The organism is Permianibacter aggregans, assembly GCF_009756665.1.
Lineage (GTDB): Bacteria > Pseudomonadota > Gammaproteobacteria > Enterobacterales > Permianibacteraceae > Permianibacter > Permianibacter aggregans.
Genome location: NZ_CP037953.1, coordinates 3,220,217 through 3,237,210, shown reverse-complemented (window position 1 = coordinate 3,237,210; position 16,994 = coordinate 3,220,217). Strand labels below are relative to the sequence as shown.

Genomic DNA, 16,994 nt, shown 5'->3' with positions numbered 1-16,994 from the left:
GCGACAAACCGGGCATTCGCCGGGCCACGGGGAGTGTTTATACGCTGCGTTAGGTTCGTTCATCCGCGCTGTAATATTGGGTTGGGTAATTAGGCGTAAACCTCCACTGCAAAACCTGTACCGCGCATGCAACTTCCTGTTTTTCTTATAAGTTCCTGTTTTTGCTCAGCAATTTCTGTAAAGAATGCTGACGCGGTATGTAAAGCCGTTATCGAGAGTTCAGTCGGTTACTGGCCCGACCTTGGTGCTTCGCAGCAGAAAAATACTGGACGTTTTTCCCATAAGCCTCTGGTGCTGTCATCGATTTGCGGTATAAAGATCCCCACCTGAACGCGAGGGGCTCCGTTCAGAACGCAGTAGAGTTTCCCCTTGGAGCGAGCGAGTTGCTTGCGGCCGGAAGCACCGGTCCGGTAACTCAAAGATAAAAACCAGGCGCTCTGGGAAGCGAGTGTGTGAGCAAGCCTACGGACTTGTTCAGCAGTCGCCTCTATTGGTGGAGGGAGAAGTGCCGGTTCGGCCAGGCCCGAACAACACTTTTCGTTTGCCAACGCTTCTTGAGAGTGCTTATGCAGACGGCACGGGATACTTTTGACTAAAGATTCCTGTGTCGATTCGGTACTGCTTGTTAGGAGAACGTTGGATGTCGCCTCTTTATTTCGCCCTGATCTGCGCGGGCCTCGCCATCATTTATGGCGTCTGGTCCACCCGCTGGATTCTTTCCCAACCCGCCGGCAATGAACGCATGCAAGAAATCGCCGGCGCGATCCAGGAAGGTGCCAAGGCTTACCTGAACCGGCAATACACGACGATCGGCATCGTCGGCGTCGCGCTGTTTCTGATCATAGGTTTTATTCCGGCCCTCGGCTGGCCGACCGCCATTGGCTTCCTGCTCGGCGCCGTGTTGTCGGGCCTGGCTGGCTATATCGGCATGAACGTCTCGGTGCGCGCCAACGTGCGTACTGCAGAGGCTGCCCGTCATGGCATTAACGCCGCGCTGAACGTCGCGTTCCGCGGTGGCGCCATTACCGGCATGCTGGTCGTTGGCTTAGGCTTAGGCGGTGTTGCCGGCTACTACTACTTCCTGCAAGCCGGCGCTGGCGACAAAGCCCTGAGCGATGTGCTGCACCCGCTGATTGGTTTGGGTTTCGGTTCGTCCCTGATTTCGATTTTCGCCCGTTTGGGCGGCGGCATTTTCACCAAGGGTGCCGACGTTGGCGCCGATCTGGTCGGTAAAGTTGAAGCCGGTATTCCGGAAGATGACCCGCGCAACCCGGCCGTTATCGCCGACAACGTCGGTGACAACGTTGGCGATTGCGCCGGTATGGCCGCCGACTTGTTCGAAACCTACGCGGTCACCATCGTCGCTACGATGTTGCTCGGCTCGCTGATGCTGGCCGGTGTCGGTGCAGAAGCAGTCGTCTATCCGTTGGCGCTGGGTGGCTTTTCGATAATCGCCAGCATCGTTGGGGCGTTCTTCGTCAAAGCCGGTCAGGGTCAGAAGATCATGACGGCGCTGTACAAAGGCCTGATCGTTGCTGGCGTCATTGCGCTGCCCGCGTTCTGGTATATCACCGACTACGTGTTCAAAGACGCCGCTGCACTGAATGCGGCGCTCGGTGTAGCCGATGGCGGTAACCTGCGCCTGTTCTTGTCGGCAGTGGTTGGTCTGGCCCTAACCGGCTTGATGGTGGTGATCACCGAATACTACACCGGCACCGATTTCCCTCCGGTACGTCATGTCGCGGAAAGCTCAACGACCGGTCATGCCACCAATATCATCGCTGGCATCGGCATTTCGATGAAATCTTGCGCCTGGCCGGTGCTGTCAGTTTGCGCTTCCATTTGGGCGTCGTACGCGTTGGCCGGATTGTACGGTATCGCCATTGCCGCCACCTCGATGTTGTCAATGGCCGGCATCATCGTCGCGCTCGATGCCTATGGCCCCATCACCGATAACGCTGGCGGTATCGCCGAAATGGCCGAGCTGCCATCGGATGTACGCAACGTCACCGATCCACTGGACGCCGTTGGCAACACCACCAAAGCGGTGACCAAAGGTTATGCGATTGGCTCGGCCGGTCTGGCCGCGCTGGTATTGTTCGCCGACTTTACCCATGCGCTGGAAGCAGTAGGTAACACGTTTACGTTCTCGCTTAGCGATCCAGCGGTGATCATCGGCCTATTTATCGGCGGTCTGGTGCCGTATTTGTTCGGCGCGATGGCGATGGAAGCGGTTGGTCGTTCGGCCGGCTCGGTGGTGCTGGAAGTGCGCCGTCAGTTCAAGGAAATCAAAGGCATCATGGAAGGCACCGCCAAGCCGGATTATTCCCGCGCCGTGGATTTGCTGACCAAAGCCGCGATCAAAGAAATGATGATTCCCAGCTTGCTGCCGGTGCTGGTGCCTGTCGTTACGGCATTTGCGCTCAACTACCTGATGGGCGATGGCGCCGGTGTACGCGCGCTCGGCGGTGTGCTGATGGGCACGATCGTTACTGGCCTGTTCGTCGCAATTTCGATGACCACCGGTGGTGGCGCTTGGGATAACGCCAAGAAATACATCGAGGATGGCAATTTCGGTGGTAAAGGTTCGGACGCGCACAAAGCCGCCGTTACCGGCGATACCGTCGGCGACCCGTACAAGGATACCGCTGGCCCAGCCGTTAACCCGCTGATCAAGATCATCAACATCGTGGCGCTGCTGATTGTGCCGCTGATTGTCTGATTAACGCGATTAGCAACCAAGAGAGCGGCGCCAGCATGGCGCCGTTTTTTTGCGTGATGTTTGGCAACCAAACCCGTGGCGACGTGTTATGGTTTTCGCTATGACCATTGAAATTGTTGCCGTAAAGCGATGAAAAAAATCGGGTTGGCACTCGGTAGCGGCTCTTCTCGCGGTTGGGCCCATATCGGTGTGCTGCGAGCACTGAATGAGCTCAATATTGACGTAGAAATCGTTTGTGGCTCATCGGCCGGTGCCTTGATTGGCGCCGCCTACGCGACCCGTCGTCTCGATAAACTCGAACGCTGGGCGTGCAGTTTGACCCGGCTGGAAATCGCCCGCTTTTTTGAATTCAATTTCTCAATGAACGGCTTTATCAACAGCACCCGCTTTCGCGAATTTCTGGCCGAGTATGTCTGCAATCAATCGCGCATCGAGCACTTGCCGCTGCGTTTCGCCAGTGTCGCCACCACATTGATGCACGGCGAGGAAGTTATTTTCGATGAAGGTGATTTGACCGAAGCCGTTTGGGCGTCACTGTCACTGCCCGGCGTGTTCCCGCCACTGCAAATCGGCGAGCAATGGATGGTCGATGGCGGCTTGGTCAATCCGGTGCCGGTATCGGTTTGTCGCGAACTGGGTGCGGATTTTATTATCGCCGTCAATCTGAACGAAGGTATCGTCGGCAAGCATTTCAAGAAAAATGAGCCGATGCATCGGCGCAAACTCGATCAACCGGAACCGGAGTCGGCGATCAAATGGCCTTTACTGACCAACCTGATGCGCGAACCACTGAAAAAACTGGATCAATGGACCACGCGCGATCCCGCCCCCGGTATCGTCGATACCATCGCCAACTCGGTCAACATCATGCAAACGCAAATCACCCGTCAGCGTTTGAAGCAGGATGCGCCCGACTGGTTGATCTGCCCAGATCTTTCCCATTTCGGATTGATGGAGTTGCATCGAGCCGAAGAGGCGATTGCGGTGGGTTATCAAACGACGATGGCCAAGCACGAAGAGTTAAAAAAACATCTGGAAAAATAAGCGGTGTCAGTGCGCCAACGCCGTCAATAAAAAACCCGCCGAAGCGGGTTTTTATTTCTCAGCGATACTCGCCGAGTTATTTCTTCTGCAGCGTAATATCGCCACTGACCGTTTCCATTTTGAACTGACCGCGACCAGAACCCACTTTGACATCCAGGCTGTTCGAGTTGATAAACGAGCGGCTCGGTCTATCGTCGGTCAGGCGGTTGGTGATGTCGCCGCCAGGACCGGTTTCGATACGCAAGCGGGCATTGACGGCACCAATCGCGGTGATGGTGATATCGCCACTAACGGTTTCCGCATCAAGCTCGACATCATCGGCCAATGCTGCATCCAATTTCACATCACCGGAAACGCTTTCCAGGTTGGCACGGCTGACGCGGCCAGCGCTGGTGATAATCAAATCACCTGACACCGTTTCGCCATTGATTCGCTCGGCCGAGACATCAGCATGCACATCACCGGATACCGAGCCAATTGTCAGGATCTTGCCGGCACCTTTCAACTTGACATCGCCGCTGACCGACTTCAGATCAACCTCTTCACCCAAATCGGTCGCACGCAAATCGCCACTGACCGTTGACAGCTCTGATTTACCTTTCACTTGCGATACATTCAAATCGGCGCTGACCACATCGACATTCAGAGACGATTGACGCGGCACCTTGATCGTCAATTTGGTTCCTTCACCGGAGTTCAGATTGTTCGGCACATCATCTTCGATGCGAATGGTTTTCCCGCTGCGCTCGAAAATCAGCTTCTCACTACGGTCATCCAGCGTGCCGACGACTTGCACAACATTTTTATCCCAGCCCTCAATGGTCACCTCACCACGGACCACTTCGACTTCGATGACGCCATCGGCAGCGGCATCCAGAGACTTATCAACCTTCTCGCCAGCCAATACACTACCGGCAATCAGACACAGAGCACTGACAATTAACGTTTTCATATCACACCTTCTATCACTTTCGTTGCCCTTGATTACTCAGACGCAACACGATGGCAATCGGTTTAAATCAATGGTGAATGACGCGCTGCTTTTTCGGCTTTGCGATAGACATTCAATTCCTGGTTCAGCGATTGATGCAGCAGTTGTTGCAGCTCAACACTGTTCGGTTCTTTCTTCAGTGCTTGTTCAATTTCGCTCTGCGCTGTACGAATCATTTGCAGATTCTTTTCAATCACTTCTGCGGTTTCCGGTGACAGGTATTGCTTCAGTTCCGGCCACTGTTCGCGATAGCTGACACGCGCATATTGATACGGCGACTCGACCTGCTGCAGCACTTGCTCAGCATCGGCAAGACGCGCTTCGGTGGCCAGCCGTTGCTGGTAATTCTGATAGCTGAACAATAAGGCGGCACCGGTAATCAACACGCTCGCCGCTATGGCATATGGAAAACGGCGACGCGGTTGCTGCACGCGGATTTCGGATTGTGCCTCGATTTGCCCGGCAATCGTTGGCCATAAATCGCGCTCAGGAGCCATCTCTTTTGGCAACTCGCGCAGGGCTTGCTGCAACCATTCCGGTTGCGCATCGTTTGGCTTTTGCTCGTGGCTCATTGCAACATACCTCTCAATAATTCGCGGGCGCGAAACAGCTGCGCCTTGCTGGTGCCGACAGCGACACCGAGTAATTCACCCACTTCTTCGTGGCTATAACCTTCGACATCACAGAGCACGAAAACCTGACGGGCCCGATCCGGCAGCGCGGCAATGGCGCCTTCCAAATCGCGCTTCAGTCCGGGCGTTTCGGCGGCCAGTTGTTCCGGAATGTCATCGGTGCCGCTTTTCAACCAATTCAACCAGCGCGAGTTTTTGCGCTGGTAGGAAATGACGGCATTGACGGCGATGCGATGCAACCAACTGGAAAACTTGGCGTCACCGCGAAAATTCGGCAACTGTCGCCAGGCATTGATAAAGGCTTCCTGGACCAGCTCTTCGGCCAATGACCGATCGACCAGCATTCGACAGCACAGGGCATAAATGCGCCGATGATGTTGACGATAAAGTGATTCAAACGCGCGGCTATCGCCACGCTGCGCGCGCGCGACCATCAGCTCATCGCTGATCTCGGCGCTCGGTATCGATTCGGCGGTTTCCGCGGCCATGGCGCGTTGCACGTAATATCCCCTGATTGGTTCCACATCTTCTCAGACGCGGGCCAGGGGCGAAAGGTTGGAATCGGGCTTTCAACGTTTGATCGGTGCCGGTCTGGCGACCGGGCTCGGGTAATGCCGACAAAGCCAGGCAGCGCCCCAATGGCTGTCGTTGCGAGCATCGCAATCCGGCGTCAGACGCTCCGGGTCGGCGCAGCCACGGCGATCCTGCAGGCAATAGGCGTGCAGAATCGCGGTTTTGCGCGCCGCTTGTTCAGCGCTCAAATTGGCCGGCCGATCCTGAATCGGGTAATCATCATGCTGGATGATATGGCGAAGGCGCGGCAAGTCTTTGGCCGCCAACATCGTCAGTTTGGCGACAATAACGTGGTCTGGATGGTCGCCCTCACCGACCGGGCGACTGTGGCGTACCGGGTAGGCCCGCGTCGCCTGCAGCGTCAATAAGCGCTCCGGGTCATAGCTTTCGATGATGGCCCGCAACACCGCGATCAATTCGCTTTCGTTATAGCGCTGCATCGGTGTGCCGGTGGTTTCAGTGGCGGCATCATCGGCAAATACTCGATAAAGATTTGGCCTCGCTCGCGAACGCAAATCATCGTGCGCACCGGCCGGCAACTCAAGGAAACTCAATTCAATACGCGGCGTGGAGTTCGCCTGCCAATGCTCGATGATTTTGCCAGCCAACTGCCGCTCGCTATGCCGCCACTGCAGCCCGGATTCACCAAGCATCAACGCATAGGCCGCTTGCAAGCCGCGCTGTCTGGCGTCGTTATTCGGGTCGTCAACATAGCCGGCCGTCACCACCACCGTATGCACGCAGGCACCGCGGGCAATGGCTTCGTCTATCGAGGGATTGATGAAGTACAGATCATCGTCGGCATGCGCCACCACCGACAAAACGCGGCTACCGACACAGGCCTTGTCGAGTTCAGCGCGGTACGCTGACTCATTGGCACTGGCGATGCTCAGCAGCAAAGCGCTGAGCATCAAGAAAAGTAGAAGCCATCGCAAAAATAGTCTGGGCGATGGTGAGGTGCGCAAATAGGAGCGCAGGAACCGGAGTTTACCGGTAATAAATGAGGATGGTTCACCGCATGCATGTGGTTCACCCTCCGGGTTCCACGAAAACTCGCTCCTGGCGAATTTTTCCGAGTGCCACATTTGTCCAGCTCACCGAGCTTCAGACATTCTTGAGATAGCTTCAAGCTTCAACGGGCGATTACCGGCACCTGGATCATTTGCGTACTTTCGTCAGCAAACTGCAATTCGATCTGCACCTGATCGCCGACTTTGAGCGGTGATTTCAAGCGCATCAACATCACGTGCAAACCGCCCGGCTTCAACGCCACCACCTCGCCTTTTTTCAGTTCCAGATAATCGACATGCTGCATCCGCGCGGCGCCGTCCTTGACGATACTTTCGTGCAACATGGTCATGCCGGCCTGCGGACTGTCGACATCAACCAGCCGACGGGTTTCGCCTTCATTGATCAACGTGAAGTACGCAGCGGCCGGTGCGCCCGGCGGCGGCAATGGCACATAGGCATCGCGTATGATCAACGGTTCAGCTACGACAACTGAGCAACAGAACAACAAGGCAAGCAGCCAGACACGCATCGGCATTCTCCCAGAGTATTTGATCAGACACCCACTGCGGCAATTCGCCGCAGTGGGGAAAATTCAGGCAAAAAAATAGGGCGCCATATTAACGCAGGCTAATGGCGCCCGGAGGGAAATCTGTTCGGATTGTCGATAGCCGTTGTTACGGCAATTGCTGACAACCCGATCAGGCTTGGGGAGAATTATTGATGGACAACGTGTTCGATATATTCCGGTTCCTCATCCATCAGCAGCGCTGCCAGGAAATAGGCAATCAGCGCCGCCGGAAACAAAAACACCAGCGCCATCAGCGCTATCAATCGCACGGCGAAGCGGGAAAAGCCGAAATGATCGGCGATGCCAGCGCAGACACCGAACAACTTACGCCCTTGCTTGACCCGATAGGCGGTATCACCTTTCGGTAACGGGCGACCACATTGTGAACATCGTGCCATGGCAAATACCTCGCTGTTTGCTTGGGTGGCGCGAACGTTCAACGTTCCAGCCACCAGGAGAGCGCCCACGCGCTCAAGCCAAACAGTAGCACTGGCAGGAATGTTGCCACGAGGAAGGGAATGTAAGACATCATGTCGGCGCTCCCAGCATGCCATTCGTCGAAAATGGGCGTAAGCGCCCGGTTTCAAGCTATTAAGACGAAGCACACCGGAAAATGGTTTGCTGGTTAGACAAACTTTTTCATGATTTGAAACAGATTCGAACTCAGGCGATGGTCTCGAACAGCGCCTTGGCTTCTTTTAGCACGTCGATACCGGCATCCTTGCGATGCGCTCTTTCACTCAAATGACGACGGAATTGCCGCCCGCCCGGCTGACCATGAAACAGCCCAAGAATATGGCGAGTGATGTGTTGCAGACTGGAACCACTGAGCATTGCTCTTTCAGTGTATTCAATCATTTGTTCCAGCACATCGACACGCGACAGGCCATGCGGCGCATCGCCAAACAGCTTTTCATCGACCGGCGCCAATAACCAGGGGTTGTGGTAAGCCTCGCGCCCGATCATGACGCCATCAACATGCTGCAAATGTTCATCAATCGCCGGCCATTCAGTGATGCCACCGTTAATGATGATTTCCAGTTGCGGAAACGCCTGCTTCAGTCGGTATACCGCTTCATATTTCAACGGCGGCACTTCACGATTTTCCTTTGGCGATAACCCTTGCAGCCACGCCTTGCGCGCATGCACCGTGAATGAGTTACACCCCACCGAGGAAACCGTGCGAACGAAGTTTTCCAAATCACGCCAGTCATCTTGGTCATCAATACCGATGCGATGTTTGACGGTAACTGGAAGCGAGGTCGCCTTTTGCATTGCCTCGACACAGCGCGCCACCAAATCCGGCTCCGCCATCAGGCAAGCGCCAATGCGCCCTTCCTGCACCCGATCCGAAGGACAACCGACATTCAGATTGATTTCGTCATAGCCATAATCGGTGGCAATACGAGCGCATTCCGCCAGGGCTTTCGGATCAGACCCGCCCAATTGCAAAGCCAGCGGATGTTCCTCAGCGTTGTAGCGCAAATGCCGGTCTTTATCGCCATGCAAAATCGCCCCGGTCGTCACCATCTCGGTATAGAGCAACGCCCGCTTGCTGATTAACCGCAAAAAATAGCGACAATGACGATCAGTCCAATCCATCATCGGGGCGACAGAGAAACGGCGGGATAAAGGATTCATTGACTACAGGCTCGGCAAAACGGGGCGCCATTGTCCCGAAATTACGCGCAGGATGCGAGCCCGCGAGCGATCGCGTACTTCTGTGCTAAGGTTGTTGAAGACCCCGCTCTACGAGTACCTCAATGCTCAAGCTGTACACTGCCGACAATCCGATTGAAGCCCATTTGTTGCGTGGCTTTCTGGAGGCGCATGGCATTGAGGCGCTGGTGCAGGGCGATCATTTGTTTGGTGGTCGCGGGGAAATTCCGTTGACGTTCGATACGCTGCCGACAGTATGGGCGGTGCGCCCTTCCGAACACGCTAGGGCGCAAAGCTTACTGGCAGAATGGCAGGAGCAACCGCGTTTGGCGGACTGGGCTTGCCGACACTGTGGCGAACATATCGATGGTGAATTTGAAAGTTGCTGGCAGTGTGGCGCGATGCGTCTAAGTGTTTAGGGCTTCATTGCTGCCGGCGTTTGTATAAGCCATCAAAAACGGTTTTCCATTCACCGCTCGGCTCTTGATATTGCCAGTGCTGGCGCACAGAGCCATCGGCGTTTGGTGTCCAACTGATGCGATTCAACCGCTCAGTGTCCGGCGCAATAAACGCCATGCCTTCCAGCACCATTGCACCGTTTTGCAAACCGCCATCCAGTTGCAACAAGCCGCCTTGATTATCGACCCAGGTTTGGTGCCAGCGTTGACGACTCTTGTCGTAGATATTCAGGCTTTCGCCCTTGTAACCACCGGCCGTTACGTATTGTTCCTGCAGCACGCAACCGTCTTCACGCAAGGAAATATCGTTTTCGCCGGCAACTTTGCCGTCGGCGGTGTATACCGTCCACTGACCGAGCCAGAAATCAAACTGGCGATATTCAGGCCCTTCGCAAGCCAAGATGGCATTTGTTGAAAACAGTAATACCAAAAACCCCAACATCATTCGCATGTCGCGCTCCTTGTGCAGCTGGCCTTTTTCAGCCGAGTTTCGATTACTTGTCTTTCTTATCTTTACCTTTACCCTTGTCTTTAGACTTGCCTTTGCCTTCCGATTTGCCATGGCCATGTCCGTGCTTTTTGGCTAAGCCGGGCGGTACGCGTTTGCCTTCGGAGACAACGATATAGCTGCCGCCCCAGCTCGGGCTGGAACGCCAGAATCCGTCGTGATACCACCAATACAGGTTGTCCCAGAAGTAATAACCGGGGTGACCGATGACCACGTAAACACCAAGGCCGGAATCAAAACTCAAATCCACACCGCCCTGTTTATGACGATAGCCGTGAGCAGGCGCATGCGGCGGCGGGCCGGAACGCTGAATAACGGGGCCGTGTGCAGGATGGACTGGGCCGTGATGAACGCAGGCGGCAAGTGAACAAACCGCCATAACCAGCGAAAGGGTTTTCAACATTGTGTGCACCATTTTGAAATCATTGAATGGGAGCCAGTGTAGTGCAAATTGCGCGGAAGACTCTAGGCCGATGGCCATTGCGCAATCGCTTCGGCTACTTGCCGATGAGCGCGCCCCATCAATAAGCCGATATGGCCGGTAGTAAAACGCTGCACCCGTAAATGGCTAAAACGTTGTTCGGCACCGTTAAGCGATGCTGCCGGTGGCACAATATGATCCTGCTCGGCAATCAGTAACTGCACCGGAATATCACTGGTCAGCGATGGCGAAGCGCTGACGCAGCGTTGACGATATTGCGCCAATGCCGCCGACGACAACATCGGCCCGCTCAATAGCCAATGTTCCATTTGTACTGCAAGCGATAGCGCGATATCGTTCGGTGGGCGCTGCAACCAATTCAGAAGCTTTCCGGGCCGTAACGCGAAGGGTTTCAAATACACAAACCATACATTCAAGACGCCGGGTGAAATCGCTGGCATTTCTGTGGTCGGCGACGTTGTCGGTAATACCGAATTTTTTGCCCACTGCGTCAAGACATCCTGTTCGCATTGATAATCAAGTGGCGTCGCCAATAAGTGCAGCGCACGCACTTTTGCGGACTTGTGGAAGGCGTGCAAACAAAACACGCCGCCCTGGCAGACACCAAGCACATCGCTTTGCCGCTGTCCACTATCAGCACACACGGCATCAAGCGCCAACGGCAGCGCTTGTTGTTCATAGACATCGAGCCCGCCACCCTGCAGTCCAAGTGCGCTCCAATCCAGCAAATACGGGGTAAAGCCCTGACGCTGCAATGCTTGCAATAGCGAATGCTGGTCATTCAGATCCAACACCTCGGCCGAATTGACCGTGGCAAACACCATTAGAATCGGTCGCTGGCCATCGCCGGTGTAACGAAACAATTTGGCACCAGCCGGCTCGGCGATCAGGCGGCACTGAGTGCTGGAAGGCATAACCGGAATGCTGAGCAACCGGGCCGACAGCAAACCGGCGTGTGTCGCCCATTCGGCCCGTTCCTCTGCCCAGAATGCCACGGGTGCTGTCAGCCATTCTTGCGTATTCAGAGCGCTAATTGCGGTTGCCAAAGCGGATGGCAATTGCAATGCCCGTGACGGCCAAAGCGCTTCCAGCAGACGCTGCCAGTGGCCAAGTGCCTCGGACAAGGAATAAGTGGCTAACGGCAATTGCCGCCACGGTTCGGCCACATCCAGCGCGTACTGGCGCCAGAACGGGGAACCGATGTGCTCGGCCCAGCGCTGGTTGTCAGAGGCCTGAAGCGAGGCCGACCATTGCGCCCAATGCTGCAGCACCACCGGCATTTGCATCAGACGCTGGGCGCAAAACTGCCGGGTCTGCGCCGGCGTCAGCGTTGGACCGCTCAGCAGCACAATCTGGGCGTCGTCGGCAGGCCAATAGCCGAGCATCGGCAACAGGCCGTACTGAACACTCATAGCGGGGCAATGAAACATCTCGGGTTTTGTCGGCACGTGGAAGTTATCGGCGCCAGGGGCACTGATCCGGCCTTACCTGCGCTGCGTAAAAGAAGCCAAGGATACACGTCAAGCGGTGCTTTGAACCTCATGTACAATTCGCGTACCCGCCATTTAACGACATGCCGGCCTACTGTGGTAAGCAGCAACAACAACGGCGACGAATGGGCGCAGTGTTTGAATGACATCGGCGCCAGCCAGAACAACGCGGCATTTGAGCGTATTTATCGCCATTTTGGGCCGCGTCTGAACAGCTATTTCCTGCGTCTTGGTTGCGACGCGCGCACCGCTGAAGAAATGGTGCAGGAAGCCATGCTGCTGATTTGGCGTCGCGCCGAAACCTTCGATCGCAGGAAAGCCAAAGCCAGCACCTGGATTTTCACGCTGGCCCGTAACCGTTTTATCGATTTGAAGTGTCGCAAGGCGGGGCCAACCGAATTGCTGCCGGCCGACGACTTGTACCCGGTGCTCGCTGATGAAGCCGACCCGACCGACGAGCAAGTGGATTTGTTACGCCGCGGCGGCCAGTTGCGTTTGCGCATGCAGGAGTTGCCGGAAGCGCAGGCCGAAGCGATTGAGAAATCGTATTTTGAAGACAAAACCCACCAGGAAATTGCTGACGAACTCGGTATTCCGGTTGGCACCGTCAAGTCCAGACTGCGTCTGGCCTTGCAGCGGTTGCATGGCATTTTTGTTCAAGGGTAAGAAGTGTATGGCAGTTCATCATCCCAGCCTCGATTTGTTGCAGGCCTACAGTGCCGGCAACGTGCACCAGGCCCTGGCCCTGGCCATAGCCGCGCATAGCAGCATGTGCAGTGTGTGCCGCCAGCGCTTGGCGCAGCTCAATGAAATCGGCGGCACGCTGCTGGAAAACGTTACGCCGGTCGAACTGAGCAGCAACAGTTGGCAGGCATTGCAAGCGCGTCTGCAGCAACCGGAAGTGCTGCAACGACAGGGAGAGAAAGCCGAGCCGAAGCCGGAAGGCACTCACTCCAGTTTACCTGCGCCATTGAACAAGCTGATGCCGCAAGGCTTGCCGAAAAAATTCACGCGTATTGGCTGGTCATTGCGCCAGGCGACACTGAAAATCATGAATGACGGCACGGTCATCGCGCTGCATCACATCCGTGCTGGCGGCAAAACACCGCGCCACACTCATGAAGGTCAGGAAGTAACGCTGGTGCTTGAAGGTTCGTTTTCCGATGAGAACGGCTTGTATCAGCCGGGCGATTTCTTGCTGGTCGATGAACACACCAATCATCGCCCAACCGCGTCGAAGAACGAGGACTGCCTGTGTTTTACTGTGCAGCTGGCGCCGTTGAAACTGACCGGGCCGATAGGCAAGTGGTTTAATCCGATTATTCGCGCGCTCCAGTGAGTTTTTTCACCAAACAAAAACGGCTGCCAATGGCAGCCGCTTTTGTTTGCGGAACTGAATCAATAACCTTTGACGCTGTAATCCACCGTAAAGGCAATATGCTCGATGCGCTTCAATTGTGTGTCGACACGACCATCGGCATGCAAATCCAGATAACGATAGCCAGGCGCTTCGGTGTCGGCCTGAAAATCCGGCGAATGCGGTTTGAACTGCACGCAAGTCGACGGTGTCGACAGCAGGCGCACACCGTCTTTTTCGCCATCAAAAAACTGATGGACATGGCCCCAGAGTACGACCGATTTTTGTCGATGTTTGCTTAACAGCGCAAACATCGGTTCCGGATTTTTCAAGCCAATGGTATCGAGCCAGACGCACTCGACCGGCACCGGATGATGGTGCAACACGACTAGTGCATGATGATTCGGGAATTCATTTAAGGCGCGTTCAAGCATTAGCAACTCGCCATCATCGAGCCGGCCGTAAACGCGGCGCTCGACATGGGAATTCAGCAGAATGATTTGCCAATGGGCGCTGAGCAGCCGCTTGTGTGGATGCAGATTGCCGCCAACCAGTTCTTTCGCCATCAGCGCTGGGTCGTCGTGATTGCCCGGCAACCAAAAGCTCGGCAGACCAAGCTGTTTGACACCGGCTTTCAGGCGCTGATAGGAACCGGCCGATTCGTCCTGCGACAAATCGCCAGTCGCCAACAACGCATCGGCCAACGGATGCTGGGGAATATCTTCGATCACCGCATTGAAACTGTCGGCCGTGGTCAGGCCGAGCAGTTGGCCGTCGTCGTCGGCATACAGATGGCAATCGGTGATTTGCACCAGGCGCAAGACATCGGCCTGACGGGTCGTCAAAGAAAACGGCTTATCGACGGCACTCATGCCTACGGCTCCCTGCCAAGGTCCGGCACCGACTCCGCGCGGCCATTCAGACGGTAAAACGGCACCCGACGGGCCAGCAAATCCTGCATCCACTCGGTCAAAAACCGGTTCAGCTGCTCTTTTTCGTCACGCTGGGCCATACGATCATTCGGGTAAGGATAACTGCCACGCAAGATGCGCTTGTTGGGCCACTGTAGCACTTCAGCGAGCTGAGCGTCGTGGTAAAGGCGCACAATCAGCGCCGTAATATTGCCGGAATACGGCAACGCCGCACCGACTTCACGCAATTGCAGCGTCGAGGTGTAACGGTCCTGGTCCATCGGAATAATCTGCAAGGCCGCCTTGGCTGGAAACGCCTCAACATCGCTGGCCAGCGCCAGAATGCCCATCAGCCGCTCGTAATTGCAGGCACAGGTATCCAGCAGGTGCTCAAGGTCTGGCACATGCTTGCGCTGTTTCAATTGTCGGAACAGGGTATTCATACGCTTAAGCCTAACTCACGATATGCAGGTCGACCAGTCGACCTTATCAACAAATGGCGCAAAGACCGATCCGTGTTTTTCTGACGACACGGCTACCAGTTAGTACCGTGAATGCGCAGCCATTGCAAAGCCAGCACCGTCATCGCGTTTTCTACGTGGCCGTCGTCGAGCCAAGCGAACGCCTGCTGGCGCGGCACAACATGAATGCGAATATCTTCGTGCTCTTCGTCCAAACCGCCATGCTCGGCCAATGACGAAGCGTCAACTTTTGCGGCATAGACGTGGAACCGTTCGTTGCAAATGCCGGGCGTGGTAAAAAAGCTGCCGATGCGCACCATGCTGGCAATGTCGCAGCCGGCTTCTTCCATCGCCTCGCGACGGGCAATTTCTTCTATCGGCAGCGATTTGTCGAGCATGCCGGCGACCATTTCCAATTGCCAAGGGCTGCGTGGACTGTCGAGCGCGCCGAGTCGAAATTGCTCGACGAACACTACCGCATCCAATTTTGGATCGTAGAGCAGCACCGATACCGCGCCTTTGGTGATAAACAATTCGCGGGTCACCGTGTTACTGATATCACCTTTGAAACGGCGATGACGGAACTGCACTTTCTCGGCACGAAAATACCCGCGATACAGATCCTCGCGCGAGCTGATGCTCACGTCATCGTGCTTGAAAGGTTCAACCGGTGGCGGAAGGTTCTTGGCCGTCAAGATATGGACTCCAGTTCTCATTGAGTTTTTGCACAAATTTGCGGTTGTGCGCGAATTGCAAACGCAATCGGGTCAGCAGTGCCCAGAACACCATCGGGTCGAGCACGGCACGCAAATGATGCAGGCGATCGAGCGCGTCATCGAAATGCACGGTGCTTGGCCGTTCAATCTCCCGTTGAATCAATTGCTGATGCAGTTGCGCCGCCTCTTCCTGATGCGTGCTTTCCAAACGCAGCGCCAGCGCCTCGACGGTCACCGCATCACAGCGGAATTGGCGGGCAATGCTCAGTGCTTCATCATCGTTGCCTTCGGCCAGCCAAATCGCCAGTTGCACGCCCTTATACGGAAGACCGCCATGTTCGGCGTTGATTTTCGTTTCGACGTCGCGGGCATGAACCAGCGCTTTATCGCGCCAACGCTGCCGTTCGGTTTCCGGCAGAATCGCTCGTAACTGGGCATAGTGTTGCGCCGTTGGCGAGCGCAAGAACTGCTGCCAAAGCATCTCGGTGGCTTCTTCCTGCAGGCCATCATGCAAATAAAACTCGACCAACATTTTGCGAATCGGAAACGCATCCGGGTATTGACGTATACCCTGCTCCAACACCTGAATCGCTTCGCGAATACGGTTGGCATCGCGCAGGGTTTGCGCCACTTCGCGCACGGTTTCCGGCAGCCAGTGTTCCTGTTGTTTCAGTTGCAGCCAGTCGTCGATCTGGCCCTGATGCAGATACCAGTGCATCAGCAGCGAACGCACCGCCGTTTGATTGGCGCTGCTGCTTTGCCGCACTTCATCAATCTGCATCGCCTGCCACAATAATTCCAGCGACGCGCCGAAACGCAGCTGGCCGCGTTCGCCAAGCAGCGGCAAATACGGCTCCAGCGCCATGACGCCTTCCGGTGCCCGCACCAGCAGACGAGCGACCTGTGCGCCAAGCAATTCCGGCTGTGCCATAAATTGCGCAGCGATTCGGTGCAACTCCAACACCTGCTGACAAAAATGGGCGAACTCGCCCTCGCTGTCATCGGCATGATCGAGCGCAACAAACAGGCGCTGTAATGCGTGCTCACAGAGCACGGTCAAATCGGCCCAGCGCTGTTGCTCGCTTAGTTTTCCGAATAGCTCCAGCAACAAGCGTTGACGCGGTAAATACGTTTTCAAGCGGCGTTTATCGAGCCGGCTCGGTTTGCCGATAACACTGGTCAACCATTTTTTCTGGCTGTTCAGATCATCGGCCAGATCGAGTTTGGCCCGTAACACCAGACGACGGCGGGATTCATTGTCTTCGTCGGCCGCCTGCAGCAACCATAAGCTTAGGGTCTCGACGTCTTGCCGGCGCAAAAACTGCTCGCTCAGCGCTCGGTCACGCCAGACCTTGCTGCCGAACGAAGAACCTCTAGATGAAGACAGGGAAGGCGCGGGTTGCGCGCCTTCCGGTTCCAGATCATCAAGGTCAAACTCGTCGTTAGCCATA

The 16,994-nt window shown here is 55.6% G+C and carries 19 protein-coding genes; 5 read left to right on the top strand and 14 right to left on the bottom strand.

Features of this window, described 5'->3' with window-relative positions; translation table 11 throughout:
• Positions 1-640 precede the first annotated feature (640 nt).
• Together E2H98_RS14610 and E2H98_RS14605 are read left to right on the top strand one after the other, a co-directional pair.
• On the top strand, positions 641-2,722 hold the full coding sequence (locus E2H98_RS14610) for a sodium-translocating pyrophosphatase (RefSeq protein WP_133590212.1): 2,082 nt from the start codon (positions 641-643) through the stop codon (positions 2,720-2,722).
• Between the two features lie 129 nt (positions 2,723-2,851).
• The gene (locus E2H98_RS14605) at positions 2,852-3,766 is read left to right on the top strand and encodes a patatin-like phospholipase family protein (protein ID WP_133590214.1); all 915 of its coding nucleotides are present in this window, start codon (positions 2,852-2,854) and stop codon (positions 3,764-3,766) included.
• Positions 3,767-3,842: 76 nt separating this feature from the next.
• On the opposite strand, the gene E2H98_RS14600 is transcribed toward E2H98_RS14605, so the two are convergent.
• The 7 genes from E2H98_RS14600 to dusA form a co-directional block, all read right to left on the bottom strand.
• Complete coding sequence (locus E2H98_RS14600; RefSeq protein WP_133590216.1) at positions 3,843-4,718, bottom strand: DUF4097 family beta strand repeat-containing protein; 876 nt, start codon at positions 4,716-4,718, stop codon at positions 3,843-3,845.
• Between the two features lie 62 nt (positions 4,719-4,780).
• Complete coding sequence (locus E2H98_RS14595; protein WP_133590218.1) at positions 4,781-5,329, bottom strand: hypothetical protein; 549 nt, start codon at positions 5,327-5,329, stop codon at positions 4,781-4,783.
• Positions 5,326-5,877: an RNA polymerase sigma factor gene (locus E2H98_RS14590; protein WP_211342558.1), complete on the bottom strand. Its 552-nt coding sequence runs from the start codon at positions 5,875-5,877 to the stop codon at positions 5,326-5,328. The genes E2H98_RS14595 and E2H98_RS14590 overlap by 4 nt, the downstream gene beginning before the upstream one ends.
• A gap of 81 nt (positions 5,878-5,958) precedes the next feature.
• On the bottom strand, positions 5,959-6,873 hold the full coding sequence (locus E2H98_RS14585) for a PIG-L family deacetylase (RefSeq protein WP_157591401.1): 915 nt from the start codon (positions 6,871-6,873) through the stop codon (positions 5,959-5,961).
• Between the two features lie 221 nt (positions 6,874-7,094).
• Positions 7,095-7,502 (bottom strand): copper chaperone PCu(A)C, encoded by a 408-nt coding sequence (locus E2H98_RS14580; RefSeq protein WP_157591400.1) that lies wholly within the window; start codon positions 7,500-7,502, stop codon positions 7,095-7,097.
• 185 nt (positions 7,503-7,687) lie between these two features.
• A complete protein-coding gene (locus E2H98_RS14575) occupies positions 7,688-7,939 on the bottom strand; it encodes a PspC domain-containing protein (RefSeq protein ID WP_133590226.1) in 252 nt (83 codons plus the stop codon).
• A gap of 265 nt (positions 7,940-8,204) precedes the next feature.
• Positions 8,205-9,182, bottom strand: a complete 978-nt coding sequence (gene dusA, locus E2H98_RS14570; RefSeq protein WP_133590228.1) for a tRNA dihydrouridine(20/20a) synthase DusA — start codon at positions 9,180-9,182, stop codon at positions 8,205-8,207.
• A gap of 122 nt (positions 9,183-9,304) precedes the next feature.
• Here dusA and E2H98_RS14565 point away from each other — a divergent pair, with 122 nt between their 5' ends.
• The gene (locus E2H98_RS14565; RefSeq protein WP_133590230.1) at positions 9,305-9,619 is read left to right on the top strand and encodes a putative signal transducing protein; all 315 of its coding nucleotides are present in this window, start codon (positions 9,305-9,307) and stop codon (positions 9,617-9,619) included.
• Between the two features lie 4 nt (positions 9,620-9,623).
• Here E2H98_RS14565 and E2H98_RS14560 read toward each other — a convergent pair whose 3' ends face one another.
• The 3 genes from E2H98_RS14560 to E2H98_RS14550 all read right to left on the bottom strand — a co-directional run bounded on the left by E2H98_RS14560 (position 9,624) and on the right by E2H98_RS14550 (position 12,020).
• Entirely contained in the window at positions 9,624-10,109 is a 486-nt protein-coding gene (locus E2H98_RS14560) for a hypothetical protein (protein WP_133590232.1), read from the bottom strand.
• A gap of 43 nt (positions 10,110-10,152) precedes the next feature.
• Positions 10,153-10,569 carry a hypothetical protein gene (locus tag E2H98_RS14555; RefSeq protein ID WP_133590234.1) on the bottom strand — a complete coding sequence of 139 codons (417 nt, stop codon included), beginning with the start codon at positions 10,567-10,569 and terminating at the stop codon, positions 10,153-10,155.
• A 62-nt stretch (positions 10,570-10,631) separates the two neighbouring features.
• The gene (locus E2H98_RS14550) at positions 10,632-12,020 is read right to left on the bottom strand and encodes an alpha/beta fold hydrolase (protein WP_157591399.1); all 1,389 of its coding nucleotides are present in this window, start codon (positions 12,018-12,020) and stop codon (positions 10,632-10,634) included.
• A 174-nt stretch (positions 12,021-12,194) separates the two neighbouring features.
• Here E2H98_RS14550 and E2H98_RS14545 point away from each other — a divergent pair, with 174 nt between their 5' ends.
• The gene (locus tag E2H98_RS14545; protein WP_157591398.1) at positions 12,195-12,764 is read left to right on the top strand and encodes a sigma-70 family RNA polymerase sigma factor; all 570 of its coding nucleotides are present in this window, start codon (positions 12,195-12,197) and stop codon (positions 12,762-12,764) included.
• A 7-nt stretch (positions 12,765-12,771) separates the two neighbouring features.
• Entirely contained in the window at positions 12,772-13,437 is a 666-nt protein-coding gene (locus E2H98_RS14540) for a ChrR family anti-sigma-E factor (RefSeq protein WP_157591397.1), read from the top strand.
• A 59-nt stretch (positions 13,438-13,496) separates the two neighbouring features.
• Here E2H98_RS14540 and cpdA read toward each other — a convergent pair whose 3' ends face one another.
• The 4 genes from cpdA to E2H98_RS14520 all read right to left on the bottom strand — a co-directional run bounded on the left by cpdA (position 13,497) and on the right by E2H98_RS14520 (position 16,993).
• Positions 13,497-14,327 carry a 3',5'-cyclic-AMP phosphodiesterase gene (gene cpdA / locus E2H98_RS14535; RefSeq protein ID WP_133590242.1) on the bottom strand — a complete coding sequence of 277 codons (831 nt, stop codon included), beginning with the start codon at positions 14,325-14,327 and terminating at the stop codon, positions 13,497-13,499.
• A gap of 2 nt (positions 14,328-14,329) precedes the next feature.
• Complete coding sequence (locus E2H98_RS14530) at positions 14,330-14,809, bottom strand: DUF1249 domain-containing protein (RefSeq protein ID WP_133590244.1); 480 nt, start codon at positions 14,807-14,809, stop codon at positions 14,330-14,332.
• Between the two features lie 92 nt (positions 14,810-14,901).
• Positions 14,902-15,471, bottom strand: a complete 570-nt coding sequence (locus E2H98_RS14525; RefSeq protein ID WP_157591396.1) for an NUDIX domain-containing protein — start codon at positions 15,469-15,471, stop codon at positions 14,902-14,904.
• Between the two features lie 19 nt (positions 15,472-15,490).
• Positions 15,491-16,993: a tetratricopeptide repeat protein gene (locus tag E2H98_RS14520; RefSeq protein ID WP_133590248.1), complete on the bottom strand. Its 1,503-nt coding sequence runs from the start codon at positions 16,991-16,993 to the stop codon at positions 15,491-15,493.
• Position 16,994: the final 1 nt, after the last annotated feature.

Excerpts from the sequence above, each read along its gene's own strand:
- E2H98_RS14610 (WP_133590212.1), top strand. The coding sequence starts at position 641 with ATGTCGCCTCTTTATTTCGCCCTGATCTGCGCGGGCCTCGCCATCATT.
- E2H98_RS14605 (WP_133590214.1), top strand. The coding sequence starts at position 2,852 with ATGAAAAAAATCGGGTTGGCACTCGGTAGCGGCTCTTCTCGCGGTTGG.
- E2H98_RS14600 (WP_133590216.1), bottom strand. The coding sequence starts at position 4,718 with ATGAAAACGTTAATTGTCAGTGCTCTGTGTCTGATTGCCGGTAGTGTA.
- E2H98_RS14595 (WP_133590218.1), bottom strand. The coding sequence starts at position 5,329 with ATGAGCCACGAGCAAAAGCCAAACGATGCGCAACCGGAATGGTTGCAG.
- E2H98_RS14590 (WP_211342558.1), bottom strand. The coding sequence starts at position 5,877 with ATGGCCGCGGAAACCGCCGAATCGATACCGAGCGCCGAGATCAGCGAT.
- E2H98_RS14585 (WP_157591401.1), bottom strand. The coding sequence starts at position 6,873 with ATGCTCAGCGCTTTGCTGCTGAGCATCGCCAGTGCCAATGAGTCAGCG.
- E2H98_RS14580 (WP_157591400.1), bottom strand. The coding sequence starts at position 7,502 with ATGCGTGTCTGGCTGCTTGCCTTGTTGTTCTGTTGCTCAGTTGTCGTA.
- E2H98_RS14575 (WP_133590226.1), bottom strand. The coding sequence starts at position 7,939 with ATGGCACGATGTTCACAATGTGGTCGCCCGTTACCGAAAGGTGATACC.
- dusA (WP_133590228.1), bottom strand. The coding sequence starts at position 9,182 with ATGAATCCTTTATCCCGCCGTTTCTCTGTCGCCCCGATGATGGATTGG.
- E2H98_RS14565 (WP_133590230.1), top strand. The coding sequence starts at position 9,305 with ATGCTCAAGCTGTACACTGCCGACAATCCGATTGAAGCCCATTTGTTG.
- E2H98_RS14560 (WP_133590232.1), bottom strand. The coding sequence starts at position 10,109 with ATGCGAATGATGTTGGGGTTTTTGGTATTACTGTTTTCAACAAATGCC.
- E2H98_RS14555 (WP_133590234.1), bottom strand. The coding sequence starts at position 10,569 with ATGTTGAAAACCCTTTCGCTGGTTATGGCGGTTTGTTCACTTGCCGCC.
- E2H98_RS14550 (WP_157591399.1), bottom strand. The coding sequence starts at position 12,020 with ATGAGTGTTCAGTACGGCCTGTTGCCGATGCTCGGCTATTGGCCTGCC.
- E2H98_RS14540 (WP_157591397.1), top strand. The coding sequence starts at position 12,772 with ATGGCAGTTCATCATCCCAGCCTCGATTTGTTGCAGGCCTACAGTGCC.
- cpdA (WP_133590242.1), bottom strand. The coding sequence starts at position 14,327 with ATGAGTGCCGTCGATAAGCCGTTTTCTTTGACGACCCGTCAGGCCGAT.
- E2H98_RS14530 (WP_133590244.1), bottom strand. The coding sequence starts at position 14,809 with ATGAATACCCTGTTCCGACAATTGAAACAGCGCAAGCATGTGCCAGAC.
- E2H98_RS14520 (WP_133590248.1), bottom strand. The coding sequence starts at position 16,993 with ATGGCTAACGACGAGTTTGACCTTGATGATCTGGAACCGGAAGGCGCG.